8 protein-coding genes are annotated in these 13,120 nt (G+C 35.7%); 1 reads left to right on the top strand and 7 read right to left on the bottom strand.

What is annotated here, in order from left to right; genetic code table 11:
• Positions 1 to 182: 182 nt before the first annotated feature.
• The 7 genes from acsn021_RS01030 to spoVG form a co-directional block, all read right to left on the bottom strand.
• Entirely contained in the window at positions 183 to 1,964 is a 1,782-nt protein-coding gene (locus acsn021_RS01030) for an ABC transporter ATP-binding protein (RefSeq protein ID WP_184093838.1), read from the bottom strand.
• A gap of 245 nt (positions 1,965 to 2,209) precedes the next feature.
• The gene (locus acsn021_RS01025; protein ID WP_184093839.1) at positions 2,210 to 3,343 is read right to left on the bottom strand and encodes a peptidylprolyl isomerase; all 1,134 of its coding nucleotides are present in this window, start codon (positions 3,341 to 3,343) and stop codon (positions 2,210 to 2,212) included.
• Between the two features lie 95 nt (positions 3,344 to 3,438).
• Positions 3,439 to 6,990: a transcription-repair coupling factor gene (mfd, locus tag acsn021_RS01020; protein ID WP_456298282.1), complete on the bottom strand. Its 3,552-nt coding sequence runs from the start codon at positions 6,988 to 6,990 to the stop codon at positions 3,439 to 3,441.
• A 31-nt stretch (positions 6,991 to 7,021) separates the two neighbouring features.
• On the bottom strand, positions 7,022 to 7,585 hold the full coding sequence (pth, locus tag acsn021_RS01015; RefSeq protein WP_184093841.1) for an aminoacyl-tRNA hydrolase: 564 nt from the start codon (positions 7,583 to 7,585) through the stop codon (positions 7,022 to 7,024).
• Between the two features lie 199 nt (positions 7,586 to 7,784).
• On the bottom strand, positions 7,785 to 8,780 hold the full coding sequence (locus acsn021_RS01010; RefSeq protein ID WP_184093842.1) for a DUF4003 family protein: 996 nt from the start codon (positions 8,778 to 8,780) through the stop codon (positions 7,785 to 7,787).
• A gap of 261 nt (positions 8,781 to 9,041) precedes the next feature.
• Positions 9,042 to 9,917, bottom strand: a complete 876-nt coding sequence (locus tag acsn021_RS01005) for a transglutaminase domain-containing protein (protein WP_184093843.1) — start codon at positions 9,915 to 9,917, stop codon at positions 9,042 to 9,044.
• Positions 9,918 to 10,257: 340 nt separating this feature from the next.
• A complete protein-coding gene (gene spoVG, locus acsn021_RS01000; RefSeq protein ID WP_184093844.1) occupies positions 10,258 to 10,539 on the bottom strand; it encodes a septation regulator SpoVG in 282 nt (93 codons plus the stop codon).
• An 894-nt stretch (positions 10,540 to 11,433) separates the two neighbouring features.
• Here spoVG and murC point away from each other — a divergent pair.
• Positions 11,434 to 12,837, top strand: a complete 1,404-nt coding sequence (gene murC, locus acsn021_RS00995) for a UDP-N-acetylmuramate--L-alanine ligase (protein WP_184093845.1) — start codon at positions 11,434 to 11,436, stop codon at positions 12,835 to 12,837.
• Positions 12,838 to 13,120 lie beyond the last annotated feature (283 nt).

The raw sequence follows: 13,120 nt of genomic DNA, 5'->3' as shown, positions 1-13,120 counted from the left end.
ACGTCCATCAACTATAAAATTTAATGCATTATCGAATAATTTCTGTTCTATATTTGCCTGACAGACAAACAATATAGCCATACATAATAAACTTGATATGTATATTAGAAACTTAGATAACGAACTTTTTATTGCAATAATAATAGTCTTTCTTAAGACTTCAGTGAAATTTTTTATCATTTTCATACATACCACCTACTTTGTTCATTATACATATGAGTGTATGTTCCGTTTTGTCCTATTAATTCAGTATGGTTTCCTTGTTCAGAAACACAGCCATTCTCTATCACATAGATATGGTCTACAAATTTTGTTGAACCCAATCTATGTGTAATAAACATACAAGTTCTGTTCTCTGATGTTCTCTCAAATAGCCCATATATTTCACTTTCTTGTATCGGATCAATAGCCGAAGTCACTTCATCCAAAACAAATATACTACGATTAGATACCAACGCCCTAGCAATAGCTAACCTTTGCCATTGTCCACCAGATAGTTCTATACTATCTTCAGATAATTTCCCCAACTCTTTTTCTAGAAAATCATCATATTTATTATATAAAAAATCAAGTCCAACAAACTCTAATACATTTGATATAGTCTCCTCACTAGCTTTTCTATTTCCTAATTCAATAGCATCTCTAACTTTAATCTCATACTTCGAAAAATCTTGAAAAACGACTGAAAATAGTTCTTTTAAAAAGTCTTTATCATATTCATTAATTAGCTTATCGTTAATTTTTATTTGCCCTTTGTTTGGTTCATATAAGCCCAATAAAAGTTTTGTAATCGTAGTTTTACCAGCCCCATTTTCTCCAACGAAAGCATAGCGTTTTCCCTTTTCTAATTTAAAACTTAAGTTATTTAGTATTGGTTCATCTGCATTTGGATACTTAAATACAACATCTTTAAATTCCAATTTTTCAAAAATAAAATTGTCAATTGCTTTTATATTTTCATTATTTTCACGTACTTCAGGTAAAATTAAGAACATGTTGTAGTCTTCCACAAAAGCCCTTATTCTTGAAAACTCAGCAATATCCCCCGCTAATGTATAAGATAATGTATACATTAACCTTAATATCGATATTATAATGGATATAAATAGACCGTATGTAATTAACCCCTTTATAAAGAAGAAACAAAGTAAACCTACCGCAGCTGCATATCCCAAAAAACTAACTATATTTGAACGGCACATATTTACATAAACTTTTTTTTTCATACTTAGATTAACTTCATCCGCTGCAACAAAAGATTTCTTCCACAGACTATCTAATTTATGATGCATTCTAAAAATTAGTCTCTCATTTGCCGCTTCTCTACTTGTATACAGTTCTTCAATATAATCCAAATAACGTTGTTGTTTTTCAATTTCTACTTCGCCTTGATATATTATGTCTCCACTCTTTTGCCCAACAATGATAAGAGGCATAGACGCTAATAGTATACAAACTCCCCATGCCCCAACTTCAGTACATATAAGAATAATAATTGCTAATGCACTTAAAATAGTTTCTGTAAAATATAATGTCGTTGTAAATGTACTAATCAATTTTGATATATAACTTTTTTTCACTCTTGCAATTAAATCCATTTTTGACTTATCTTCAAAACATAAAAATTCTAATTTAGATATTTTTTTTATTAATTTGGGATACTGCGTTTTATTTAAATATAGTACACATCTTTTAGTCATTTCTTGAAAATATACTGTAACAAGTTCTTTTACAAATTCTATAACCAAAACAACTATAATTAATTTCCATAAATAATTTGATTCTTTTTCATTGTTCGTAATAAACGTTATCTCATTTACTAGAGATTTGATAAGTAGAATTCTTATTATGGGTATTACAATAGAAACTCCTCTTAATAATGTTAGGACAATTGCATAAGAAGGTGCCAGAATATATATTTTTGTAAAAAAACTAAACAAATTCTTAAAAGCTCTTGCTTTCATAAAATGTTATCCTCTCATGAGAAAATATTTATTTAGAACGGGATTCAATGAATCCCACCCCAACTATTGACACAGAGCAGATATAAGAAAGGGGCTGTTGCATATGAATTTTTCATACAAGGTATTGGTAATGACGCAACGGTCTAACACCATGTCTTGTTGAAGTATCACATTTTGCAACAGCCTCACTTTATTTATGAGATTGATTAAGCTTTATAGGTTACCCCCTAAGCTTATGATAAATATTACTTATTAGTTCCAGCTGTCGGAGTAGGTGTAGCTTCTCCCGTTGGTTCTGTTGTAGGTTCTGCACTTGGTTCTGCTGTTTCTTCTTTTGTTTCACTTACTAAGGTCATCGTAGACCATACTTCATCATTCACGTCAACTTTTATGTCTTTAGACCAGCCTTCATAAAGCTCAGTGAATTTATCATTCTGTCTGGTTTTAATAATTTCTTCTTTTTTTGCAAGTGTTGCATCTTCGTCGAAATCACTGACACAATAAATGATGTGGTAGCCATAATTCGTTGTTACGATGCCGCTTAATTCTCCCGGTTTTAAAGCAAAGGCTGCATCTTCAAACTCAGTAACCATTTCACCTTTACCAAATGTATATTCCACATTGGAATCTTCTGTATTTTTTTCTGCCAGAGCTTTAAAGTCTTCTGTTGTTTTGGCTGTCTCTAATAATTCTTCTGCTTTCTTTAAGGCTTCTGCCTTCTTCTCCTCAGAAAAATCTGTACGGGCACCGGAAGCATCCTGTTCAAAAGTCTTTATGAGCAGATGCTGTACTTTTATTTGCTTTGCTTCATCGTCCGCAACCTCTGTATCTACATCCATAGTTGCCGCATCATATACTTTTTCATATATAAGGTTATCACGATAGAAGCTTTCAACTATCTCACTGGTAAAACCATATTTCTCTTTATCCTCATCTGTTATTCCGGAAAGGAATGTTTCCGCATCCTTCTTAAGGGTCGCTTCTTCTTCATCTGTAATCTGAATCTTATAGGTATCAGCCTGTGCTCCTATAATTTTAGTCTGAGTAATCATATTTAAAATCTGTTCTTTTGCCATATCTCCAAAGGTCTGTCCATTACCATAATCATATGTCCAGATTTGGTCACCGTATACGGATTCGTACTGTGACTTAAATATTTGGAAATATATGTTTGCTTCTGCATAGTAAACTTTACTATCTCCTATTGCAACAACCAAATTATCGGAGGAAGTATTCTCTTCGTTTGTATTTCCTTCAGATTGTTCTGTAGTATTTCCATTATCAGAGGTTTTTCCGTCTTTTTTAGAACATGCCACAGCTGATACAAGAAAAGTTGTCAGTAACCCCATTAATAGCAATTTTTTTAAAGATTTTTTCATTGGAAACTCCTATCTTTCCGCTTATGCGGTAATTAATCTGGGCAATACCTATTTATTTACCAAGTAGGTATTTATCCCCATCGTTCCATTATAGATTATTTATTGTCTTCCAGCAATAGTTTTAAATCATTTAATAAATTTTTAACGAATTCAAATAGTGTTATAGTATCAAGCTTCCCGTTTTTGCCCAACTTAGGTCCTTTTTTTATAGAATAGATAAAGTAAGGACTCGCCTCCGGCACTAATTTTAAAGCAGGCTGATATTTACCAACGAATTCAGGAATGCTCTCAACTTTTAATTTTGCTTTGTTATACATTACCAGCTTAATATCATCGTTCCGGTATACCAGATTCGTTACACAGGCACTATGACAGATGGATTTGATAAACGCAATGTTAAGCAGGTTATTAACCGAAGCCGGCATATCCCCGAAACGATCTAATAGCTCTTCTTGCATATCTAATAGTTCTTCTTCATTTTCAATTTCAGCAATTCGTTTATATACATCGAGCTTCTGAAATTCACTTTTTATATACGTAGCCGGTATAAAGGCATCTATATCCATATCAACCGTCGTATCAAAGGTTTCTTCCTCATTGGTTTCTCCCCTCATAGAACGTACCGCATCATTTAGCATTTTACAATACAAGTCATAGCCGACCGCTTCCATATGCCCGCTTTGCTGTGCTCCTAAAAGGTTTCCAGCACCACGGATTTCCAAATCACGCATAGCTATTTTAAAACCGGAACCAAGTTCTGTAAATTCCTTAATAGCCTGAAGCCTCTTTTCCGCGATTTCCTTTAACATTTTATCCCGTTTGTACATTAAAAAAGCATATGCAGTCCGGTTTGACCTTCCAACCCTTCCTCTTAGCTGATAGAGCTGGGATAAACCTAAACGATCTGCATCATCAATTATCATGGTATTAACATTAGAAATATCAAGTCCTGTCTCAATTATAGTAGTGGATACCAAGACATCGATTTCCCCGTTAATAAAGTCGAACATAATCCGCTCTAGCTCCCTCTCACTCATCTGTCCATGAGCAAAGGAAACATTGGCCTCTGGTACCAGTCTGGCTATCTTACTTGCAATTTCATCAATACCATTTACCCTGTTATAAACATAATATACCTGTCCGTCTCTTGCCAGCTCACGATGAATGGCTTCTCTGATAATTTCTTCATTATGCTCTAATACATAGGTCTGTATAGGTATTCTGTCAACAGGTGGCTCTGTTAATACACTCATGTCACGTATACCGATTAAACTCATATGAAGGGTTCTTGGAATAGGTGTTGCAGTAAGAGTCAATACATCAATATTCTCTTTTATTGTCTTGATTTTTTCCTTATGGGTAACTCCAAAACGCTGCTCTTCATCAACCATAAGAAGCCCTAAATTTTTAAATTTGATATCCTTTGATAATACCCGGTGGGTTCCAATTAATATATCTAAGCTTCCCTTTTTAGCCCGTTCTATCACCGCCTTTTGCTGAGCGGGAGTTTTAAACCGGGACAGCATATCTATGCTTACAGGGAAATCCATCATACGTTGTACAAAGGTATTATAATGCTGCTGAGCCAGGATGGTAGTTGGCACTAGAAATACTACCTGTTTCCCATCCGACACTGCTTTAAAAGCTGCTCTTATGGCAATTTCTGTCTTTCCATACCCAACGTCCCCACATACTAAGCGATCCATAATTCTGGTACTCTCCATGTCCCGTTTCGTATCTTCAATGGCTCTTAACTGATCGTCTGTTTCTTCATACGGAAACATCTCCTCAAATTCATTCTGCCACACCGTATCCGGTCCAAACTGATAACCGCTTTTTTCCTGTCTTGTAGCATAAAGTGCAACCAACTCTTTTGCAATTTCTTTAACAGCACCTTTTACCCTGGTCTTAGTATTCTTCCACTCCGGTGAATTTAATTTGTTTAGCTTGGGCTTTTTGGCATCCGCCCCGGCATATTTTTGTATAACATCAAGGCCTGTTGCAAGAATATACAACACGCCTCCTCCGCCGTATTCAATTTTCATATAATCCTTTGTTACCTTGTCTACCTCTATCTTTTCAATTCCACGATAGATTCCAAGACCATGGTTTTCATGGACTACATAATCCCCAATATTTAAGTCTGTAAAACTTTGTATCTTTTTCCCGTCATATTCCTTTCGCTTCTTACGTTTTTTCTTTTCAGCACCAAAGATATCACTCTCCGATATAATAACAAGATTTATCAGAGGATATTCAAATCCTCGGTGGAGATTACCGCCCGCAACCATAATCTCTCCCTTTTGGATGATTCTATCCATATCCTCACTGTAAAAGGCATTCAGTTCATGCTCCCTTAAATCCTCGCTCAGACGTTTCGCACGAGTTCTGGAGCCAGATAATAAAAGTACCCTGTAACCGCTTTTTTTCCACTTTATTAAATCCTGCACCAATATATCAAAATTGTTATTATAGGGATTTACAGAGCGTACTGTAAAATCCCACTTTCCTTTTACGTTAAAGTATGCTGTCTTTTGATCCATAGTACTTAACAGCAATAAGGTTTTATGACTTAAGTTAATTAATAATTCCTTATAACCATAAATAGCATCACTTTGCCCGGGAAGTATATAACCTTTCTCGAGCCTGCCAATCATGCCTTCACGAAATTCGTTTTCAACTGCTTCTCCTTTTTCCCCGATTCTACCCGGCTCATCCAAAAACACAATGGATTCCTCTTTAAAATAGTCAAAAAAGGATACGGTATTATCATAGAAATACCTGATAAAACTATCTATACCAACTGAACCTTGGAAGCTTTCAATATTTTCCCTGAATTCTTCAATAATATCATGAATTCTTGCTGCTTCTTCGGTTTTCATTTGTTCCCTTAATTTCTTAACGTGCTCCTTCTTTTCCTCGTCAATCTTTTTAAGACCCATCAACAACCGGTCTTCCGTTAATATCATTTCTGCTGCCGGGTAAATACTTATAGAAGATATCCTTTCAATTGACCTCTGACTGTCTATGTCAAAGGAACGGATGGAATCTACTTCATCTCCCCAAAGCTCAACTCGGTACGGACATTCCTCTGTCGGCGGAAAAATATCTAAGATACCCCCTCTTACTGCGAACTCTCCAGGCCCTTCTACCTGACCCTGCCGCTCATATCCTAGGTGTATAAGTTCTGCCTGTAACTTGGTTAAATCAAGACTTCCGCCTTCTTCAAGCAGTATTATCCGCTTTTTTAGATATTCTAAAGGAAGAATACGATCCATTCCTCCGTCTAGGGTAGTAATTACTGTAACCGGTTCTTTTTGAAGTAAACGCTTTAGTATTTTCAGACGATCTCTGACAATGGCATTGCCATGAATATCAGCACTGTAAAATATAATGTCCTTTGCAGGATAGATAAAAACATTCTTATCATATAGCTTATAATCTTCATAGATTTCCTTCGCTTTTATGTCATTATAAGTTATGATTAACTTCCAGGGATAGTCTTCACTTAAACCGCTGATTAGATGACATTTTTGCGAATCAATGCACCCGGTTACCTGAATAGGGGTATTTTTCAGCTTTAAGTTGTCCTTTATGTCATTATACTCCCTCAACTCTTTCAGAGGGGTGGTAAAGGTCTTCAAAATGCTGCCTCCTTTTATTTTTCTTAGACTTCTATTACTTTCGATTATGGAGATTCATGGCCGGTTCGATTCCATCTAAGAGCATGTCTTTGACTGCCTCAGAGGTTTTCCTAAGGGCGTCCCTCATAATAGGTTCTTCTTCTTTTGTAAATCTGGACAATACATAATCTGCCAAATCCCAGCCGGCAGGCTTATCACCTACACCAACTTTGATTCGAGGGAATTCCTGTGTATTTAAATGGGCAATAATACTTTTAATTCCATTATGCCCTCCGGCACTACCCTTTTTTCGAATGCGAAGCTGTCCCGGCTCCAGACTTATGTCGTCATATATAACAATTACATTTTCAGTAGATACTTTATAAAAATCAACAAGTTCCCGGACACTCTCTCCGCTTAGATTCATATAGGTCTGAGGCTGTGCCAGCACTACTTTTTCACTTCCTATATAACCTGTTCCGCATATTGCTTTATGTTTTTTTAAACTGAGTGGAATATTGTAGTCATCCGAGAGCCTGGTTATGGCATCAAATCCAACATTATGCCTGGTTGCCTGATATTCCCTGGTTGGATTACCCAATCCTACGATTATATACATATTTAGCTCCCATCTGCGACTTTTTGACGCATAAAATCAAGGGGTTGAATCGCTTTATTCAAATCTAACACCTATATTTTCTTTCTGTCTTTGATACATACCTCTTAATACACAAACGCTCTTCATACACCTGCTTTTCCATCCATTATTTGAAGCGCTTCTGTTCCGAACTATACCGTTTTTATGCACCCTTACATCCTTATGAATTTGAGGACGATGCAGAAGCTACAACAGCACTGGTGGTTGCACAGATGACGGCTGTCTGCTGAGCTACTACAATATTAGTTACTGCACTTAAAAGACTTACATTTAAAGAGGATTTTACAATGTCTGTGATATATACGTTCGAAACCAGTGCCGCCGAATACATGACACGGTCGTGTCTTGAAATACTCCAATTTCCAAACCCTTTTTTCTCAAGGAGCATTTCGTATACAGCTTTTATCTCTTCGGTTATGGTTTCCACATCTTTTGAAATCAATACCAAAATTCCTAAGGCAGATAATTGGCTGTATTTACTTGGTTTACACCCCTTCCTGCTTAGGACTTCATAGATATCTACAACTCTTTTACATTTTATTTCGGCGGCTTCTTCGCCAAGCGCCAAAATGTGCGTTAGGGATTGCAGAGCATTTCCTTTGCCAAAATAATTCTGTAATAATTTATAACAAGCTTCCATTTCACGTATGGTACTTTCCACCTCTAAATCAGAAGTAGCCAGCATGGCCGCATAACCATAATCATCTACAGAGGTTAAGAATCTGTGTTCCTGTTTCATAGCATCATAAAACTCTCTGGTTTTTCTCACCAGAGCCTTCGTATCAACAGATGGATTCCTGCCAATGTTAAAAGCCGCCAGTGTCAAATATGGAGAGCCATAAAAACCAGCTGCCTTCATATCATCATAGATAATTACTGTTTTTTTAAAAACATCTTCCGGCGTCTCCTCCAAGGACAGCATAGCGGCAAGGGCAAAAAATGCTGCATCTTTAAAGGCAGAAAAAAATGACGTATTGCGCTTTATAATATCCTTGGCATTTATTATACTTTCCACTCTGACTTTTTTATCTTCATTTGCATACAGCAACGCTCCCAAATAATGCATAGGACCATATTCAAAGCGAAAGTTCCGCTTCAATTCCTGATAATTTTCTGTAAATAGTTCTGTCTTAGCCTTCATTTCATTCTGCCACATAAAAACCTTCCTTTCAAACTGAAAATAGGCACACCAGGGCACCGTAAATTGTAAAATGTCTCCCTTACATTCATATCAGACATTTTACTTTACGGTACCCTTCTGCTCTTTTAGAAACGATTGTTGAATATTTCTATTATAATGTATTCCAGGTTACATGGCAACCAATTATTACACTTAGAATCTACGCGTAGAAACACAAATTATTGTTCTTAAGATTTATTATTGCTTGCGAGGCTAACCTCCATAAATGCAGACCACTTATGGTTCCTTCTCTGTATACGACTCTTCTGACATAACGTATGTTTCATAAAAATACTTTGTGCGAAATTCCTCATCTCGTTGATGCCCCGGAAAATCAGCATCAGACTTTAAGAAATAATCATAAACAACCATTTCTTCACCACTTAAGGTCAATGGGTCATCCCAAGTGCAGTCTATGTTATACCACTTTCCCTGAAGCTTCACAATGTTCCATCCATGGCTGTCACTATTACCAATGCCTGTAACAATCCGACAGGGAATCCCTGCTTTTGTAAACATTTTATAGGCAGCACTCATATAGCCCTGACAGGTGGATTTTTTGTTAATCAGATTATCATATGCAGAATAATTCTTGGTGTCCGTGTCATAGGAAGCATTCGCAACAATAAAATCATGAATTTTCTTAATCTTATCATAATCACTTAAGTTCATAATATCCCATTTTTCAAAAAGTTTTGTTATGAGCTCATCAACCAAATAGGTTTCTTCCGCTGTTTCATTGTATTCAAATTCATAGTTTACAGTCATAGTATTTCCAAACCCAACTATATGGGCATAAATACTATTTGTCCTGTAACGAAGGTAATCATAGTCACTGGTTGTTTCTTCTTTATCTATACGGTAGACTCGGTCAATTACTTCTTCCGTAAACCATTCCATCGCTTCTACTTCCCCAACATACTGAACCTTCAGTGTTTCATCTCCCGATAGCATAGCTTCTCTAACCTGGGCAATAAAAGCTTCTTCACTCTCAGCCTGAGAAAGATTTTCTGTTTTCATAAGATAACCGGTAATATTATATCTTTCATTAATGGTATATAGAAATAATCCCAACAGACATACCCAAAATAAAAACCGAAACACCTTCCTCATGCACCATCTCCTAACATTGATACTCTATGTAATTCATCTATACCTTTCCTATATAAGTTTTCCTGCTTATTTCATGAACATAAAAACTTATGTTTTATTAGTATTATACCTTAGGCATGTATGCTAACGCAATCTTTATTCAACGTGTAAAATTGTCCTTTATTTCACACCAACCTACATGCCTGCGATTTGCTCGAAGTCCAACCAATTTTAAACCTAGCTCTCATACCTAGACTAAAAAAATCCCAGAACCTCTGCAATATGTTCAAAGTTTTTAATACTTTTAACATAACGCTTAAGTTATCCGGGACTTTTTTACGTTTCTTTTGCAGCTAAAATATTAAGCTTCTATTTTCTCTTCATATTCTTCTGCGGCTATTTCATAACTTTCCAGAACGATTTTTTGAATCTTATCTCTGGTTTCAGAATTGATAGGATGTGCAATATCGCGGTATTCACCATCTCCTGCTTTTCTGCTGGGCATTGCGATAAACAGCCCTTTTTCACCTTCAATAACCTTAATGTCATGAACTACGAATTCATTATCCATAGTAATGGATACCACTGCCTTCATTTTTCCTTCTTTACTCACTTTACGTACACGAACATCTGTAATCTGCATTGAGTATATCCCCCTTTAAAATATGTGTTTTGTTATAGTGTCAAAGTGGATTTATATTCCCCTTTGTAACTTGCTTTAAATCCTATAGCTGCTTATAATAATGCAGCCTGATTACCCATAAGGTATCACGGCTCCAAAAAATAAAGTTTGTAAGACCAGCTTGTCCAAGTTTTTCGGCAATAGTTTTTGCTTACGGCCTTTTCGCTCTGCTAAAATTTTCGCAGATTTATTCATTTTTATCACGTAATCACCTCTTGTCATATCGTTTGACATCATTATAACATTCTTTTACAAAAATGTGAATAAATTTTACAAATATTTTGATAAAAAATATTATAAATTTAGCATTATATCTAATTAATAATAGTAAATTATGGGTTTCTATTGATTTTTCTAAAATATTTACTAAAATTTTCGGATTTTCCAATCAATTATTTGTTATTTTTATTAATTTAATCGTATATATATACATACATTCGACAAAATAAGTTGTATTTTAATAAAAATGTAATATACTGTAAATTTCAATAGTTTTGCTACCAATAGCTCGGCATTGTCGAATAATAGTTCATTAGCACTACATAATTCGACTTTTTCATTGAATATATATACACATTTTTTACCATACAGCAAACCATTTGCTAAACCGGCTTTTAAAGTTCCCTCTAATCATGCCTCTTTTCTGCTTCTTTTGCCTTTATGGGGAGAAACTCTTTGAAAAGTTCTAATGAACCAAGTTCCATTCATAAAAAAGTATCATATCATGGAGGTATGCAAAAATTAATTGTATTTTCATATGAAATGATTATAATAGCTTATAGATAGCGATACTTATAATTGAACTATTTATATAAACCGTAAAAAATAATCATGAAGATAGGAAGTGTCAAAACTATGTATCATATTAATTTTAAAAATCCAATGAAGGTACATTTTATAGGCATAGGCGGCATCAGTATGAGCGGCCTGGCTGAACTTCTACATACGATGGGTTTTCAGGTCACCGGTTCTGATGCTCATAAGAGTAAAATCACTGACCATCTGGAAGCTTTGGGAATTAAAGTTTTTTTAGGACAGCGGGCAGCTAATATTACAACTGATATGAAACTTGTTGTTTACACCACTGCGGTAAAAGAAAATAATCCCGAGTACCAGGAGGTACTTTTAAAAGATATCCCCATGATAGACCGGGCAGAACTACTTGGGCAGGTAATGCTTAACTTCGGTGATGCCATTGCCGTAGCCGGTACACATGGCAAAACGACTACCACTTCTATGATATCACTGATATTGATGGAAGCAGGGCTTGATCCAACCATTTCTCTTGGTGGAATTTTAGACAACATAGGCGGTAATATCCGCATTGGAAAATCAGAACATTTTATTACTGAGGCTTGCGAGTACACCAACAGCTTTCTTAAATTCAATCCTACCAGAAGCATTATATTAAATGTTGAAGCAGAGCATCTGGACTTTTTTAAAGATATTGACGATATCTATCTTTCCTTTCGACAATTTGCAGACCGGCTGCCGGAAAACGGTCTTTTGATTGTAAATGGTGAGATTGAGAATCTTTCTTACTTGACAAAAGATCTTGCATGTCCATTTATCTCCTACAGTACGGATGCCAATACAACTACAGTACCAGGAGCTGCCTCTCACTTTCATGCTGCTAATATAACCTATGATGAATTCGGCTACGGTCACTATGACTTATACGAAAACGGCAGCTTTTTAATTCACATTGACTTAAAGGTAATTGGGATTCATAATATATCCAACTCCCTGCCGGCCATTGCATTGGCAAGAAGTCTTAATATTCCTTTGGAAACGATAAAAGATGCACTGATTTTATTCACCGGTACCGAGCGTCGCTTTCAGTATAAGGGTACTATAGGCGGAGTTACTGTTATTGATGATTATGCACACCACCCTACTGAGGTAACTGCAACCTTAACTGCGGCAAAAAATTATCCACATAAAACTACCTGGTGTGTTTTCCAGCCCCATACCTATACCCGTACTAAAGCATTCTTAACGGAATTCGCCAAAGCTTTATCCCTCGCAGACAAAGTTGTACTTGCAGATATTTACGCTGCCAGAGAAAACAACCCAGGTGATATTTCTTCCAAAGATTTGCAGGCTGAACTGCTCAAAATTGGTAAGGAAGCTTACTATCTTGAGAGTTTTGATGAAATTGAAAATTTTTTATTAGAAAATTGTACTAACGGCGACTTGTTGATAACTATGGGCGCCGGAGACGTTGTAACCATTGGAGAATCACTCTTAGGTGAATAGTTATCCACATTATCCACAATCTTATCAACAATTCCCCTGTGATAAGGTTGTGGATTTTTTTGTTCACATAATTATTTCTACTCACAGAACTCTTACTTGTCCGCAGATACTGATTATTATTGACTTTTTCGCAAAAATACATTATTTTACAATAACAATACACAGGTTTATCCACATTATCCACAAAATCCACACAGACGATGATAAGACCCTTTCGCTAAATTTCAGCTATTTAAAACCTTAGTTACCTGTGTTATAATGACCGTGACATAAGGAAAATGAA

This window comes from Anaerocolumna cellulosilytica, assembly GCF_014218335.1.
Lineage (GTDB): Bacteria > Bacillota > Clostridia > Lachnospirales > Lachnospiraceae > Anaerocolumna > Anaerocolumna cellulosilytica.
Note: the sequence above shows the minus strand (reverse complement) of the source record. Positions and strands in the feature narration are given on the sequence as shown.